The organism is Clostridium sp. Marseille-P2415 (genome assembly GCF_900155545.1).
GTDB lineage: Bacteria > Bacillota > Clostridia > Lachnospirales > Lachnospiraceae > Lacrimispora.
In genome coordinates this window covers 1,191,102-1,206,464 of record NZ_LT732526.1, presented here as the reverse complement: position 1 = coordinate 1,206,464, position 15,363 = coordinate 1,191,102, and the positions used below count along the sequence as shown (strand labels likewise).

Sequence of the window (15,363 nt, the reverse complement as noted above, 5' to 3'; positions counted from 1 at the left end):
GCAAGCCGTAATTTACGCGGGCAATGAGCCAAACGAACATGCAGGCAGTTTGGAAAAACAGAACGCGCGTACAGAATGGAGGAATCTATGAACAGAGAGCATACAAGAGCAGTTCGTATCGGGGACCGGATCATCGGCGGAGGAAATCCGGTCCTGATCCAGTCCATGTGCAATACGAAGACACAGGATGTAGAGGCTACTGTAAACCAGATCAAGACTTTGACAAAGGCTGGCTGTGATATTATCCGGGTTGCCGTTCCGGACATGGAAGCGGCAGGAGCCTTGAAAAAGATCAAAGAGCAGATCGCCATTCCTTTGGTGGCTGATATTCACTTTGACTATCGGCTTGCCATAGCTGCCATCCAGTCCGGAGCGGATAAGATCCGCATCAATCCGGGGAACATAGGGTCTTCCGACCGTGTCCGTGCGGTTGTGGAGAAGGCCAGGGAACATGACATTCCTATCCGGGTTGGGGTAAACAGCGGTTCTCTTGAAAAGAACCTCATCGAAAAATATGGAGGGGTCACTGCAGAGGGAATTGTAGAAAGCGCTCTGGATAAAGTCCGGATGATTGAAGAACTGGGATATGAAAATCTTGTCATCAGCATTAAATCCTCGGATGTACTCATGTGCATCAGGGCTCATGAACTGATTGCCAGGCAGTCAGATTATCCGCTTCATGTCGGGATTACGGAGGCAGGTACCCTTTCTTCCGGAACGATTAAGTCTTCGGTAGGATTGGGAATCATTCTCCATGAAGGGATCGGGGATACCATCCGTGTCTCCTTGACCGGAGATCCGTTGGAAGAAGTGAAGGCCGCGAGGCTCATTTTAAAGACGCTGGGCTTAAGAAAGGGCGGCGTGGAGGTGGTTTCCTGCCCGACCTGCGGCAGGACCAGAATTGACCTTATTTCCCTGGCAAACCAGGTGGAAGAAATGGTTTCACGCTTTGACCACCTGGACATTAAGGTAGCGGTGATGGGCTGTGTGGTTAACGGTCCGGGTGAAGCCAGAGAGGCGGATTTAGGAATCGCCGGAGGAATCGGAGAAGGCCTTCTTATTAAAAAAGGTGAAGTTATACGTAAGGTTCCGGAGGACCAGCTGCTTCATGCTCTGCAGGAAGAACTCATGAAGATGTAACAGGTGATAGAATGGCGAAAAAATTTTTGGAGGTTTTTCCAAACTTACATATCACAGACGAATTGCGGGAGCTTTTAAATCTGGTGGAAGTGGAGAAGGTTGCTTCCAACAGGGATAGAAGCTCTATTCGCGTTTATATTATCAGCCCCAGACTGATTCATAAGCAAAATATTTACGGTCTGGAAAAGGGGATTAAGGATCAGCTTTTTCCATCCAAACAGCTTACGGTAAAAGTCATTGAACGGTACCGTTTATCCGGGCAGTATACCCCGCAGAAGCTATTAAAGGCATACCGGGAAAGCCTGTTAATGGAACTGAAGAATTACAGCATCATTGAATACAATATGTTCCGCAAAGCGGAATACCAGTTCCCGGAACCGGACCTTCTTAAAATGAAAGTAGAGGATACCATCGTTACCCATGAAAAGGCAGGGGAGCTGAAACGGGTTCTGGAGAAGATTTTCCATGAACGGTGCGGCCTGCCGGTAGAGGTCCAGTATGAGTATGTTCCGCCTAAGGAAAATGTCCTGGCAAAGCAGAAGGAGCTTCAAATGCAGCGGGAGGTGGAAGAAATCGTAAGGCGGACCGCATTCGGTGCAATGAGCCACGGCGGATCAAATGAGAAAAATGCCGGAAACGATGGAGACTACGCTCTTCCTTCCATGGCTGACGGCGCCTCCCCGGAGGCTCTGGCTGCAAGATATATAGCTGATGCGCCTTTTGTTCCGGATTCTCAGGCTCCTGCTCCTGCCCTTCGAATGGGAGGAAAAAAGGAAGGCGGCAAAACCGGGGATTCTGATTCCGGGAAAAAGGAATGGAAGGACTTTAAAAAAGGCGGCGGTTTTCATGCGCGGCGCTCGGATAACCCGGATGTATTATACGGCCGGGATTTTGATGGGGAAACCATTGAAATAGAAAAAATTGACGGTGAAATTGGTGAAGTGGTAATCCGCGGTAAGATTTTAACCGTAGACAGCAGAGAGCTAAGAAGCGGAAAGACCATCATTATTTTTGACGTGACGGACTTTACGGATACCATTACAGTAAAAATGTTTGCCAGAGAGGAACAGCTTGACGATTTAAAAGCCGCGGTCGTGCAGGGGACTTTTATACGGATCAAGGGTGTTACCACCATAGATAAGTTCGATGGGGAGCTCACCCTGGGATCAATCGTCGGCATTAAGAAATCAGAGGATTTTACCGGGAAAAGAACCGACAACAGCCTGGAAAAGAGGGTGGAACTTCACTGCCATACGAAAATGAGTGATATGGATGGCGTTTCTGAGGTTAAGGACATTGTGAAGCGCGCAAAGAAATGGGGAATGCCGGCCATTGCCATAACGGATCACGGGTGTGTTCAGGCATTTCCGGATGCAAACCATGCTTTGGACAAGGATGATACCTTTAAGCTGATTTACGGAGTCGAGGGATATCTGGTGGATGATTTAAAGCAGCTTGTGGAGAATTCCAAAAACCAGGGATTATCCGATACCTATGTGGTATTTGATATTGAAACCACCGGATTTAGTTCTTCCAGAAACAGAATCATTGAAATCGGAGCGGTAAAGGTTCAGAACGGAGTTATTACAGATAAGTTCAGCACCTTTGTGAATCCGGATGTGCCGATTCCCTTTGAAATCGAGCAGCTTACCGGCATCAATGACAACATGGTTCTTCCTTATCCAAAGATCAATGAGATACTTCCCCAGTTTCTGGAGTTTTGCGGCGATGCCGTACTGGTAGCACACAATGCATCGTTTGACGTGGGATTTATTGCATATAATGCTGCACAGCTTGGTCTGGCCTTTGCCCCCACTGTTATTGATACCGTGGCCCTGGCAAGGCATCTCCTTCCCAGCCTGAACCGGTATAAGCTGGATACGGTGGCAAAGGCTCTTAAGATTTCCCTTGAAAATCACCACAGGGCCGTTGACGATGCCGGCTGTACGGCCGAAATATTTGTGGCTTTTGTGAAAATGCTCCGGGAGCGGGGAGTGGAAACCCTTGATGAGCTTAACGGTTTAAGCACCATGTCCGCAGACATGATCAAGAAGCTTCCTACCTATCATGTGATTATCCTGGCTGCCAATGATGTGGGAAGAGTGAACCTCTATCGTCTGATCTCGTATTCCCATATTGATTTTTATGCCAGAAGGCCCAGAATTCCCAAAAGCGTGCTGGAACAGAACCGGGAAGGCCTGATTATAGGCTCTGCCTGTGAAGCGGGAGAATTGTATCAGGCTCTGCTCCGTGGCGTTTCCGATGCGGAGATTGCAAAGTTAGTGCATTTTTATGATTATCTGGAAATTCAGCCTCTGGGCAACAATGCATTTATGCTGAGAGACGAAAAGAGTGTGGTAAAGACGGAACAGGATCTTGTGGAGATCAATAAGAAAATCGTGTCCCTGGGAGAGCAGTTTGGAAAACCGGTCTGCGCTACCTGCGATGTTCATTTTCTGGACCCGGAGGATGAAGTATACCGGAGAATCATCATGGCAGGTCAGGGCTTTAAGGATTCCGATGACCAGGCTCCGCTATATCTGCGTACCACAGAGGAGATGTTAAAGGAATTTGAGTATCTGGGGCCTAATAAGGCAGAAGAGGTTGTCATAAAAAACACCAGAAAAATTGCTGACATGTGCGAAAGAATCTCTCCGGTACGGCCGGACAAGTGCCCTCCTGTCATAGAGAATTCCGATGAAGATTTAAGGAAAATATGCTATGACAGGGCTCACGCCATCTATGGAGAAGAGCTTCCGGCCATTGTTACGGAGCGGTTGGAAAGAGAGCTTAACTCGATCATTTCCAACGGGTTTGCGGTTATGTACATCATTGCCCAGAAGCTGGTGTGGAAATCCAATGAGGACGGTTATCTGGTAGGCTCCCGTGGTTCTGTCGGATCCTCGTTTGTTGCCTACATGTCCGGGATTACGGAGGTAAACTCTCTAAGCCCGCATTATTACTGTAAGGCATGCCATTATTACGATTTTGACTCGGAAGAAGTGAAAAAGTTCTCCGGAATGGCGGGCTGTGACATGCCGGATAAGGTCTGCCCGGTATGCGGTCATCCGTTGGAGAAAGACGGGTTTGATATTCCGTTTGAGACTTTCCTGGGATTTAAGGGAGACAAGGAGCCGGATATTGACTTAAACTTTTCCGGTGAGTACCAGAGCAAGGCCCATGATTATACAGAGGTCATATTCGGCAAAGGACAGACCTTCCGGGCAGGAACCATCGGTACGCTGGCAGATAAGACTGCCTTCGGCTATGTAAAAAATTATTACGAAGAGCATGGGGTGAGAAAACGAAATTGTGAGATCAACCGGATCGTGCAGGGCTGTGTAGGGGTCCGGAGAACTACCGGGCAGCATCCCGGCGGAATTATCGTACTTCCTCATGGAGAAGAGATCTATTCCTTTACCCCGGTCCAGCGTCCGGCTAACGATATGACCACCATGACGGTAACGACCCATTTTGATTACCATTCCATTGACCACAACTTATTAAAGCTTGATATTCTGGGACACGATGATCCGACCATGATCCGTATGCTTCAGGATCTGATTGGATTTGACCCGGTTAAGGATATTCCACTGGACAGCAAAGAGGTCATGTCCCTGTTCCAGGATACTTCGGCGCTTGGGATCATGCCGGAGGATATCGGAGGATGCAAATTAGGCGCTCTCGGTGTTCCGGAATTCGGTACGGATTTCGCCATGCAGATGTTAATTGATACGCAGCCCAAGTACTTTTCCGACCTGGTGCGGATCGCCGGTCTTGCCCATGGAACGGATGTATGGCTGGGGAATGCCCAAACCCTGATCCAGGAAGGAAAGGCCACCATTCAGACCGCGATCTGCACCCGTGATGACATCATGATCTATTTGATATCAATGGGGATCGAAGAAGGACTTTCGTTTTCCATCATGGAGAGTGTCCGTAAGGGAAAAGGATTAAAACCGGAGTGGGAAGAGGAGATGTCTGCTCACGGTGTGCCGGACTGGTATATCTGGTCCTGCAAAAAAATCAAGTACATGTTCCCGAAAGCCCATGCGGCAGCCTATGTTATGATGGCCTGGCGTATTGCTTATTGTAAGGTATTTTATCCCCTGGCTTACTATGCCGCGTTTTTCAGCATTCGTGCAAGCGGCTTCAGCTATGAGCTGATGTGCCAGGGAAGGGATAAGCTGGAACATTATCTGGCAGATTATAAGAAAAGGATCGATACCCTTTCCAAGAAGGAGCAGGATACTCTCCGCGATATGAGAATCGTACAGGAGATGTATGCCAGAGGATACGATTTTATGCCCATAGATATTTACCGGGCAAAGGCAAGGCATTTCCAGATCATAGACGGAAAGCTGATGCCGTCTTTAAGCAGCATTGACGGCCTGGGTGAAAAGGCGGCTGATGCCATTGTGGATGCGGTGAAAGACGGGAAATTCCTGTCCAGGGAAGATTTCAGAAACCGTACCAAGGTCAGCAAGACCGTTTGCGATTTGATGGGGGATTTAAACCTGCTTGGAGAACTGCCGGAATCCAATCAGCTGTCGCTTTTTGATTTGGGTTAGGAAAGGAAAAAGCTGTGAAGCCCATGGTTTTGCAGCTTTTTTCAGCCGAAGAGTAACAGAATTTTACTGTAATTTTTCCAGTATTTAATAAAAATAAAAAAATTTTGAAAATAAGGTTGACATACGTCTGGATTTATATTATACTACCTAACGTAATCGAGGCGTGGCTCAGTTTGGTAGAGCGCTGCGTTCGGGACGCAGAGGTCGCAAGTTCGAATCTTGTCGCCTCGATTCTCTATGAAATAACATATTGGTATATGGCCTATTGGTCAAGCGGTCAAGACGCCGCCCTCTCACGGCGGAAACCCGAGTTCGATTCTCGGATAGGTCATAATGAAAACCTTCAGGTTATACCTGAGGGTTTTTGTGTTAAGGGAAGCAGTTTTAGAATGCAGATTCTAAGACTTTTTTGTATATTCATGTAAAAAATAATGGGAGGAAGTCCGGAATGAATAAAATTGCCGTTGTGTTTCAGTCAAGATATGGGGCAACCAGGAGATATGCAGAGTGGATCTCGGAAGAATTATCATGTGATCTGTTTGAACGCAAAGCCATAAAAATAGATGATCTGGAACCATATGACACAATTATTTACGGCGGCGGTTTATACGCCGGCGGTGTTAGCGGAATTGATATATTAACAAAAAATTTCCGGAAGCTTAGGGACAAAAACCTGATACTTTTTACATGCGGATTGGCAGACCCGAAAGACGCCGCAAATGTGGAGCATATAAAGCAGAGCCTGAATAAGGTGCTTTCCTCAAGCATGCAGGAAAAAATAAAAATATTCCATTTACGCGGTGCAATGGATTATTCCATGCTTAGTCTGCCTCATAAGGCAATGATGGCCATGGTTCATAAGATGACAGCAAAAAAGGATATGAACTCTCTGACGGATGAGGATAGGGAAATGCTTGCGACCTATGGAAAAATGGTTGATTTTACGGACAGGGAAACGATATTACCAATGATTCATTATATAAAGGAATTATAAGTTTTTATTAAATCAGGGTTCTAATTGTGGGGTGAAAATGAATAACATTTCGCTGGATGAGATAAAAGACAAATTGGATTTTTTTAATAAAATGTATGATGCAGTACGGTTAATTGATCCGCTGCATAAAAGGGTGCTCGAATATCGGGGTTCCTCTCTGGAAGGAACAAAAGATGTTTGTTATGATTATTGGGGAAACAGCAGGATCTGTGAAAACTGTATTTCCATCAGATCCTATCAGGAAGACAGAAGTTTTGTAAAAATGGAGAAAAGCGAAGATACAGTTCTTCTTGTCACAGCAATTCCCATTGGGAATTCAAGCCGTCCGGCTGTGCTTGAATTACTAAAAAATGCTACCGACACAATGCTCATTGGTTCCGGCGACTATAATAAGGGGGAAATGCTGTCCCGCTTTGTTCAGGAACTCAATGATATAATTGTGAAAGACCCCCTTACTTCCCTTTATAACCGGCGTTTTATAGCGGAACGCTTGCCTGCTGATATTATTGAAGCTACATTAATGCATATGCCGTTATCGGTTTGCTTCTTTGATATGGACAACTTTAAATCAATCAATGACCTTTATGGGCATGAATCAGGGGATCTGGCAATTAAGGCTGTCGGTGAAGCTATCTCCCGAAATATTCGCTTTGAGAATGCCTGGGCAGCCAGGTATGGCGGAGACGAGTTTCTTCTATACTTAAAAAATACAGAGGAAGATCAGGCACGTGTAATCGCAGAACGTATACAAAGGGATGTTGAGAATATATCGGCCGATCAACTTATGAAAGCTTCCCATCTTTCTATTTCTTTCGGCATTGAAACCATGAAGGATATTCCAATGACTGCTGAGGAACTTATCCGTCGTGCGGACGAGAAAATGTATCAGGCAAAAAATGCAAAAAGTTCGCAGTATGAACCGGAACGTTAAATGGCTTGTGGGAATGGCGTGTGGCTGTGCGGTCCGAATTCCATCGGGCGATGAATCGGAACATATTGTTCAGAGTTTAGAACTGCCCAATGAGTATATGTTTCCTTGTTATCTGGCAATCGGTTACCCGGAAGATAATACGATGCTGCCTGAGCAGGTAAACTGCAATATTGAAGAAAAGATTCATCTGAATGCATGGTAAAATAAGCCTGCATTTGATTTTGTAAATAATACGGAGTGTAAATGTAGATTCGATATCAGCGTACATAATTTTCTCCTTACCTAAATCATTATTTAGCGGAAACGTGACATACTGTTGTCCTGATAAATGTAATATGTTAGAAAAAAACAGGAGGTATTTATGGACGTAAAATTTAAGACGGTAATTTTGGAATGCAGCGACATACCGCAATTACAATCTTTTTATACTGGTCTTTTACACTGGCCGGTGGTATTTGCAGAAGAGACTTTTGTTAGGATTCAATCAAATCAAGGGGAAGTGGGAATAGCTTTTCAATATGATGAAGATTATATTCCTCCAATATGGCCTTCGCAACCGGGACAGCAGCAGATGATGGCACATTTGGATTTTGCAGTGGCCGATAAGGACGAACTAAAAGAAGCAACGGAAAATGCCATTGAATTAGGTGCTAAAATTACTGATGAGCAATATGGTAGGGAAGAATGGGTTACTATGATTGATCCTGCTGGTCATCCGTTTTGTTTTGTAATATGGGATTAAAATGATAAAGCATTGTTTATATGAGCATAATGACAGTTCCGGCAGTTATCAAATAATGTGAGGTACCGAATGAAGTAAAGTGCGCTCATTCTTTAAGAATTCAGGCAAAATATCAAGATCTCCTTCGGAAATACCAAAATGGTCGAAAAATGCCTGGATGGCTGTAATTACCCTGCTTAAGGGAACTGGTCAACTCACGCCATCTGAACTGGCAGAGGTTCTCAAGGTCACGCCGGGGAACATTACCGGTTTACTGGCCGGGCTGGAACGTTCAGGACTCATTCGTCGTGAGGAACATCCGACCGATAGACGCAAAGCAGCCATTACGCTCGCCCCCGCCACGCTGGACTTTGCAGACCAGATCTATTCTCAGTGTTTTGCCCACATTGAGGAACTGCTTTCCTGGTTCACGCAGGAAGAACTGGATCAACTTCAAACGTTGCTTGGTAAACTGTACCAACGATTCGAGGAGGGCTCTTCTCCTTGAAAATTTTTACCCAAATGCTAAGGCGCCATAATAAAAACTTTTCACTTTCCACACCGGTTATATGAGGAGGCTGAATGAAATAACCGAAACAAATTCGCAAATGAGCCAGATCACGGGACATTCTAATGTTAAAGAAAGCCTATAATTTCGTTCTGGGGGCGCTACAGTACCTTAGGTTGATTGGCATGTACCTTTGCCCTGACAAGCGAAAACGTGGTAGATAATAGTTAAATTAAGTTTATTGTATATGTTTACTGCTAACAAAGTGTTATTGATTATGAGATCATATACACAATCATCATTTAAAATATGTAAGGCACAAAGTGTAAATACTATGAAATTTAACCGTACGGAGGTATAAAATGGAAAAATTAGAATCTAGTAAGGAACAGTTACGGATCATTGCGGTGGAAGAGCATTATTTGACACCAGCATTTCTTCAAGGTATCGGGAAAGAATATGCGATGGTGGCAAATCCTGCAAACGGGCACCCGATGGCTGGTCAGTTTTCAAAAATCGTTGAGATGTCGGGCGATCTCGGGGAAAAACGGATAGCCAACATGGACGACACAGGCGTAGACGTGCAGGTATTATCAATGACTTCCCTCGGCGCTGAGGGACTTCAAGGTGCCGAAGTCATACAGTTGATTCCGGAAGATGAAATCTCATGGTGCACCAATAGTGCAAACAGCTATACCATATCCATTGAAGCCTGCCACCCAAAGGCAGACGGCAAATTTACAGATGAGACGTATAAGTCCTATGTTGAGCTTTGTGTAGACCTTTGTAAGCGTTGGGGGCTTGACCCGGAACATGGAGGATTAATCCGCCATTATGACGTAACTAAAAAAGTATGTCCCAAATGGTTTGTAGATCATGCTGATGCATGGGATCAGTTTAAAAAGGAGGTAGCTATAAAAATAAAACAAGAATATGAAATTGGCTGGAATCATGATTCAAATAGTTGGTAGTATGCTTTTAGCAGTACAGCTTATCATAAATCATGCTGGCAGATTATTAACGGCCATAGATACTATTTTAATCCAGATGGATATGCGGTCACCAACTGGCAAGTGTTACCACATTGGGAAACTGGAGAACTCTGTGATTTCTATTTTGAACCTAGGGCAGGGCATCCGTTGGAATGTGCATTATACAAATCAGATAATGATGGAGCACAAGGGCCAGGAGCATTTTAAGTGGGAAAATTAAGATAGTGGGAAAACAGTGGGATTGAGAAAAAAACAAGCTTTTATGAAAGATAAAAATTATATATAAAAAAAGAAAAAACCTTGAATAATCAAGGCTTTTTTGATCAGCTCCCGGGGGGACTCGAACCCCCGACCCACGCATTACGAATGCGTTGCGCTACCAACTGCGCTACGGAAGCAATTCATGTTTTTTCAGCATTACGGCCGAACCTTTGATAGTATAACAGCTAAGCAGTAAAAAATCAACCCTTTCATGAAAAAAAACTAAAATTACGTAATGATTGCAAAAATTGCCATAAAAAGCTATAATGAATGAAGCATTCTAGGGGTAAAATTAAAAAATATGCCGATTGATGTAGTAAAGCTTGACACTATGTTCTTTCAGAAGAGCAGAGACATAAAAAGGGAAAGAATTGTTATATCCCATATCATTAATATGGCCGGGGAGTAGGAGGTACGAATGGAGAGATCGGAAGAAATCCGAAAACATATTTATGTAAGCGGCCGGGTCCAGGGAGTTGGATTCCGCTTCCGGACCCAGTATCTTGCCCGGGGGTTTGGACTTACCGGCTGGGTGAGAAATTTGGACGATGGCCGGGTGGAGATGGAGCTGCAGGGGCCGGAAGAGGCGATGAACCTCCTGTTCGAACATTTAAGACAGGACCGTTTCATTGTGATTGACGATTTCCAGGCAGAGCTTATTCCGACTGTAGAAGAAAGTGGGTTCCGGGTGAGATCATAGCCGGGAAAAATTTAAAAAGCGGATTGTCGTATGCAGGACAATCCGCTTTTGAGAAAATAGATAAAGCAGATAACGGGAATCGAACCCGCCTCCTCAGCTTGGGAAGCTGATATTCTACCAATGAACTATATCTGCTTAATGTTATTTGACACGTGTTATATTATAGCACAGGATATTAGAAAAATTCAATAGCTTTTTATAAAATTTGGCAAAAAAAATGTTAGCAACTTGCCAAAAATGGAAAAAGCATTGTATAATGGAAAATGACAATACTAGATGTGGAGGAGTAACATGGCGAAAACACAGTATAATGCGGACAGTATTACCGTATTGGAAGGCCTTGAGGCGGTACGAAAACGTCCGGGCATGTATATAGGCAGTGTTGGGACAAAGGGACTGAATCATTTGATTTATGAAATTGTAGATAATGCGGTGGACGAGCATTTGGCTGGCTGCTGCAATCAGATATGGGTCACCCTGGAATCGGATGGATCCTGTACCGTAAAGGATGCCGGGCGCGGAATTCCGGTGGAGATGCATAAAAAGGGCGTATCTGCAGAGCGTGTGGTTTTGTCTACGCTTCATGCAGGCGGTAAATTTGATAATGATGCCTACAAAACCAGCGGCGGTCTTCATGGAGTTGGTTCCTCGGTCGTGAATGCTCTGTCGGCCCATATGAAAATCAAAATACATAAGAACGGTCTGATTCATTATGATGCGTACGAGCGGGGCATACCAACGGTAGAACTGGTGGATGGCCTGCTTCCTACGTCAGGAAAAACAAAGGAGACCGGAACAGAGATCAACTTCCTTCCTGACTGTGAGATTTTTGAGAAAATCCGTTTTAAAGCGGAATGGCTGAAAAGCCGCCTTCATGAAACTGCATATTTGAATCCGGAGCTTCGGATCACCTATATAAATAAACGGCAGGGGGAAGAAGAAACCGTCGTTTATCATGAGCCGGATGGGATCACAGCCTATGTAAGGGAATTAAACGCCGGTAAGGAAGCGGTTCACGATCCCGTCTACATTAAAGGCATTGTAGACAAGGTGGAAGTGGAAGTGGCTCTTCAGTTTGTGGATACCTTTGAGGAGAATATATTGGGATTCTGCAACAATATTTTTACCCAGGAAGGGGGAACCCACCTGGCCGGGTTTAAGACCCGTTTCACTCAGATGATCAACAGTTATGCAAGAGAGCTGGGGATCTTAAAAGAAAAGGATACCAACTTTACCGGTGCGGATACGAGAAACGGGCTGACAGCCGTTGTGGCAGTAAAACACCCGGATCCTATTTTTGAAGGACAGACCAAGACCAAGCTTGCCAGTGCCGATGCAACGAAGGCGGTATTTACCGTAACAGGTGATGAGCTGCAGCGGTATTTTGACCGAAATTTGGAAGTATTGAAGGCGGTGATCGGCTGCGCAGAAAAGTCTGCCAAAATCCGTAAGGCAGAAGAGAAGGCTAAGACCAATATGCTTTCCAAATCCAGGTTTTCTTTTGACAGCAACGGAAAATTGGCGAACTGCGAAAGCCGTGATTCTGAAAAATGTGAGATTTTTATCGTAGAAGGAGACTCCGCCGGGGGGTCTGCCAAAACTGCCCGCAACAGGCAGTACCAGGCCATTCTGCCCATCCGTGGAAAGATATTGAATGTGGAGAAGGCTTCTATGGACAAGGTTCTGGCCAATGCGGAAATCAAGACCATGATCAACGCCTTTGGCTGCGGCTTTTCCGAAGGGTATGGCAATGATTTTGACATTACGAAGCTGCGTTATGATAAAATCATTCTCATGACGGATGCCGATGTGGACGGAAGCCATATCGATACCCTTCTTCTCACCTTTTTATACCGTTTTATGCCGGAACTGATCTATGACGGCCACGTATTTATTGCCATGCCGCCTTTGTTCAAGGTAATTCCCAAGCGCGGGGAGGAACAGTATCTCTATGATGAAAAGGAACTGGAGCGGTACCGCAGGACCCATACCGGAGATTTCACCCTGCAGCGTTATAAGGGACTTGGTGAAATGGATGCCGAACAGCTCTGGGAGACCACCCTCGATCCCGAGCGGCGGGTACTAAAGCAGGTGGAGATCGAGGATGCCCGCATGGCTTCGGAAATAACGGAAATGCTCATGGGCAGCGACGTGCTTCCCAGAAGACAGTTTATCTATGAGCATGCGGATGAAGCTGAGATTGACGCGTAAGGAGAGGAAACATGGCAGAAAAAATCATTAAAACTGAGTTTTCCGAGGAGATGCAGAAGAGCTACATGAATTATTCCATGAGCGTTATCACTGCCAGAGCGATCCCGGATGCAAGAGACGGTTTAAAGCCGGTGCAGCGGCGTGTATTATATGACATGAGTGAGCTTCATTTAAACCACGATAAGCCCCACCGGAAATCGGCGCGTATCGTGGGTGATACCATGGGTAAATACCATCCCCATGGCGACAGCTCCATTTATGAAACTCTGGTTGTTATGTCCCAGATATTTAAAAAGGGAATGCCTCTTGTTAACGGTCATGGAAACTTTGGTTCCATCGAGGGGGATGGGGCGGCAGCCATGCGTTATACGGAAGCAAGACTGGAAAAATTCGCAGAGGAAGTCTATTTAAGGGACTTGGATAAAACGGTCGATTTTATCCCCAATTATGACGAGACGGAAAAAGAGCCGGAAGTCCTGCCTGTGCGGGTGCCGAACCTGTTGATCAACGGGGCGGAAGGCATTGCAGTCGGCATGAGCACCAGCATTCCGGCACATAACCTGGGTGAGGTGATTGAAGCAGTCCAGGCATATATTGACGATCCGGATATTTCCATCCCGGAACTGATGGAGTATCTGCCGGGTCCGGATTTTCCCACAGGCGGTATCATAGCCAATAAAAGTGACCTGCCGGCAATCTATGAAACCGGCGCGGGTAAAATCAAGCTCCGCGGCAGAATGGAAGTTGAGCTTGGAAAACGGAAGGCAGATAAGGATAAGCTGGTGATCACCGAGATCCCATATACCATGATCGGAGCAGGCATTAATAAGTTCCTGGTGGATGTGGCTGATCTGGTGGAAAGCAAGAAGCTTACGGATGTAGTGGATATTTCCAACCAGTCCAATAAGGATGGGATCCGGATTGTTCTGGAGCTGCGTAAGGATGCAGATGTGGAAAAGATCCGCAATATTCTTTATAAGAAAACAAAACTGGAAGATACCTACGGAGTCAACATGCTGGCAATTGCCGACGGACGCCCGGAGACCCTGAATTTAAAGGGAATCCTTAAAAATTACCTGGACTTCCAGTATAAAAATGCAACCAGGAAATATCAGGCCCTTCTGGAAAAAGAGCTGGAAAAGAAAGAAATCAAGGAAGGCCTCATCAAAGCCTGCGACATCATTGATTTGATCATCGCGGTACTTAGGGGGTCCAAAAACTTAAAAGACGCCAAAAACTGCCTGATGACCGGGGATATTACTAACATTAAATTCCGGGTCAGGGGATTTGAGGAGGATGCTAAAAAGCTGCACTTTACAGAGAAGCAGGCCAGTGCTATCCTGGAGATGCGTCTTTATAAGCTGATCGGCCTGGAAATTCTCCAGCTGGAAAAGGAGTTTAAGGAAACGTTGGCAAAGATCGCCCAGTACGAGAAAATCCTCTCCAGCCGTAAAAACATGGATGCGGTTATTAAAAAGGACCTGGCTGACATCAAGGCCGAATATGCAACCCCAAGGAGGACCTTGATCGAGGATGGAAAGGAAGCCGTTTATGATGAGGCGGCTGTTGCCGTTTCCGAGGTCACCTTTATCATGGACCGTTTCGGCTACTGCAAGGTGCTTGATAAGGCTTCCTATGATAGAAATAAAGAAACCATTGAAACAGAGAATCCTTATGTGGTAAACTGTTTGAATACGGATAAAATATGCATCTTTACCAATACAGGAAACTTACACCAGGTAAAAGTTCTGGATATTCCAAGCGGCAGGCTGCGGGATAAAGGGACGCCCATTGATAATCTCAGCAAGTTTGACGGGACCAGGGAAGAGATCGTATACTTGTGCCATTCGGAAGGCCTCAAAGGACGTAAATTCCTGTTCGCCACAAAGCAGGCTCTTGTGAAGCTGGTGCCGGGAGAAGAATTTGAAACCAATAACAGAACCGTGGCAGCCACAAAGCTGCAGGATGAGGATTCGGTCATCAGTGTTCAGATGGTAAACGGGCAGACCGATGTGGTGCTGCAGACATCGGCAGGCGTATTCTTACGCTTTCAGACAGAAGAAATTTCGGAGATGAAAAAGAATGCCAGAGGCGTCCGCGGCATAAAACTGGCCCAGGGGGAAGAGCTGGAGGCAGTACACCTTTTGGGGGAGGATCCGGTGATCCGTTATAAGGAAAAAGAAGTTCACTTAAACCGGCTGAAAATTGGAAAACGTGATGGAAAAGGCAGCAAGGTTCGTCTTTAGTGCTTTACTACAACATACATTTTAGCAAAATGTCCTTGTAACACGTACAAATGTATTTTTCTCACGAATAAATATTGATTTTTTTTTC

General features: G+C 45.4%; 11 protein-coding genes, 4 tRNA genes and 1 pseudogene. 14 read left to right on the top strand and 2 right to left on the bottom strand.

The genetic code is table 11. The features are described from left to right. The first annotated feature begins 75 nt into the window (after positions 1 to 75). The 11 genes and pseudogenes from ispG to BQ9856_RS25720 form a co-directional block, all read left to right on the top strand. The gene (gene ispG / locus BQ9856_RS10550; RefSeq protein WP_077610997.1) at positions 76 to 1,140 is read left to right on the top strand and encodes a flavodoxin-dependent (E)-4-hydroxy-3-methylbut-2-enyl-diphosphate synthase; all 1,065 of its coding nucleotides are present in this window, start codon (positions 76 to 78) and stop codon (positions 1,138 to 1,140) included. Positions 1,141 to 1,151: 11 nt separating this feature from the next. After that, positions 1,152 to 5,711 (top strand): PolC-type DNA polymerase III, encoded by a 4,560-nt coding sequence (locus BQ9856_RS10545; RefSeq protein WP_077610996.1) that lies wholly within the window; start codon positions 1,152 to 1,154, stop codon positions 5,709 to 5,711. Positions 5,712 to 5,868: 157 nt separating this feature from the next. Further along, positions 5,869 to 5,942, top strand: a tRNA-Pro gene (locus BQ9856_RS10540). Positions 5,943 to 5,970: 28 nt separating this feature from the next. Further along, a tRNA-Glu gene (locus BQ9856_RS10535) sits at positions 5,971 to 6,042 on the top strand. A gap of 117 nt (positions 6,043 to 6,159) precedes the next feature. Continuing rightward, on the top strand, positions 6,160 to 6,705 hold the full coding sequence (locus BQ9856_RS10530; RefSeq protein WP_077610995.1) for a flavodoxin domain-containing protein: 546 nt from the start codon (positions 6,160 to 6,162) through the stop codon (positions 6,703 to 6,705). A 37-nt stretch (positions 6,706 to 6,742) separates the two neighbouring features. Further along, positions 6,743 to 7,636: a GGDEF domain-containing protein gene (locus BQ9856_RS10525; protein WP_077610994.1), complete on the top strand. Its 894-nt coding sequence runs from the start codon at positions 6,743 to 6,745 to the stop codon at positions 7,634 to 7,636. Continuing rightward, entirely contained in the window at positions 7,620 to 7,838 is a 219-nt protein-coding gene (locus tag BQ9856_RS10520; protein WP_077610993.1) for a hypothetical protein, read from the top strand. Before BQ9856_RS10525 ends, BQ9856_RS10520 begins: the two co-directional genes overlap by 17 nt. 159 nt (positions 7,839 to 7,997) lie before the next feature. Beyond that, positions 7,998 to 8,378: a VOC family protein gene (locus BQ9856_RS10515; RefSeq protein WP_077610992.1), complete on the top strand. Its 381-nt coding sequence runs from the start codon at positions 7,998 to 8,000 to the stop codon at positions 8,376 to 8,378. Between the two features lie 157 nt (positions 8,379 to 8,535). Next, on the top strand, positions 8,536 to 8,865 hold the full coding sequence (locus BQ9856_RS10510) for a MarR family winged helix-turn-helix transcriptional regulator (protein WP_077610991.1): 330 nt from the start codon (positions 8,536 to 8,538) through the stop codon (positions 8,863 to 8,865). Positions 8,866 to 9,227: 362 nt separating this feature from the next. Continuing rightward, positions 9,228 to 9,836, top strand: coding sequence for a peptidoglycan recognition protein family protein (locus BQ9856_RS10505; RefSeq protein ID WP_077610990.1), 609 nt, complete (start codon positions 9,228 to 9,230; stop codon positions 9,834 to 9,836). A 36-nt stretch (positions 9,837 to 9,872) separates the two neighbouring features. Next, positions 9,873 to 10,064 (top strand): annotated as a pseudogene (locus BQ9856_RS25720) (hypothetical protein); the annotation flags it as partial. A gap of 118 nt (positions 10,065 to 10,182) precedes the next feature. Here the strand turns inward: BQ9856_RS25720 and BQ9856_RS10495 are convergent. Continuing rightward, positions 10,183 to 10,255 (bottom strand) — tRNA-Thr (locus BQ9856_RS10495). Positions 10,256 to 10,536: 281 nt separating this feature from the next. On the opposite strand from BQ9856_RS10495, the gene BQ9856_RS10490 reads away from it, so the two are divergent. Then, positions 10,537 to 10,818 (top strand): acylphosphatase, encoded by a 282-nt coding sequence (locus BQ9856_RS10490; RefSeq protein ID WP_077610989.1) that lies wholly within the window; start codon positions 10,537 to 10,539, stop codon positions 10,816 to 10,818. A gap of 64 nt (positions 10,819 to 10,882) precedes the next feature. On the opposite strand, the gene BQ9856_RS10485 is transcribed toward BQ9856_RS10490, so the two are convergent. After that, positions 10,883 to 10,953, bottom strand: a tRNA-Gly gene (locus BQ9856_RS10485). Between the two features lie 156 nt (positions 10,954 to 11,109). Here BQ9856_RS10485 and BQ9856_RS10480 point away from each other — a divergent pair. Together BQ9856_RS10480 and BQ9856_RS10475 are read left to right on the top strand one after the other, a co-directional pair. After that, positions 11,110 to 13,029: a DNA gyrase/topoisomerase IV subunit B gene (locus BQ9856_RS10480; RefSeq protein ID WP_077610988.1), complete on the top strand. Its 1,920-nt coding sequence runs from the start codon at positions 11,110 to 11,112 to the stop codon at positions 13,027 to 13,029. Between the two features lie 11 nt (positions 13,030 to 13,040). Continuing rightward, positions 13,041 to 15,275 carry a DNA gyrase/topoisomerase IV subunit A gene (locus BQ9856_RS10475; protein WP_077610987.1) on the top strand — a complete coding sequence of 745 codons (2,235 nt, stop codon included), beginning with the start codon at positions 13,041 to 13,043 and terminating at the stop codon, positions 15,273 to 15,275. The last annotated feature ends 88 nt before the right edge of the window (positions 15,276 to 15,363 follow it).

Bases quoted from the DNA above. Each gene is read 5' to 3' on its own strand.
- ispG (WP_077610997.1), top strand. From the start codon at position 76: ATGGAGGAATCTATGAACAGAGAGCATACAAGAGCAGTTCGTATCGGG.
- BQ9856_RS10545 (WP_077610996.1), top strand. From the start codon at position 1,152: ATGGCGAAAAAATTTTTGGAGGTTTTTCCAAACTTACATATCACAGAC.
- BQ9856_RS10530 (WP_077610995.1), top strand. From the start codon at position 6,160: ATGAATAAAATTGCCGTTGTGTTTCAGTCAAGATATGGGGCAACCAGG.
- BQ9856_RS10525 (WP_077610994.1), top strand. From the start codon at position 6,743: ATGAATAACATTTCGCTGGATGAGATAAAAGACAAATTGGATTTTTTT.
- BQ9856_RS10520 (WP_077610993.1), top strand. From the start codon at position 7,620: ATGAACCGGAACGTTAAATGGCTTGTGGGAATGGCGTGTGGCTGTGCG.
- BQ9856_RS10515 (WP_077610992.1), top strand. From the start codon at position 7,998: ATGGACGTAAAATTTAAGACGGTAATTTTGGAATGCAGCGACATACCG.
- BQ9856_RS10510 (WP_077610991.1), top strand. From the start codon at position 8,536: ATGGCTGTAATTACCCTGCTTAAGGGAACTGGTCAACTCACGCCATCT.
- BQ9856_RS10505 (WP_077610990.1), top strand. From the start codon at position 9,228: ATGGAAAAATTAGAATCTAGTAAGGAACAGTTACGGATCATTGCGGTG.
- BQ9856_RS10490 (WP_077610989.1), top strand. From the start codon at position 10,537: ATGGAGAGATCGGAAGAAATCCGAAAACATATTTATGTAAGCGGCCGG.
- BQ9856_RS10480 (WP_077610988.1), top strand. From the start codon at position 11,110: ATGGCGAAAACACAGTATAATGCGGACAGTATTACCGTATTGGAAGGC.
- BQ9856_RS10475 (WP_077610987.1), top strand. From the start codon at position 13,041: ATGGCAGAAAAAATCATTAAAACTGAGTTTTCCGAGGAGATGCAGAAG.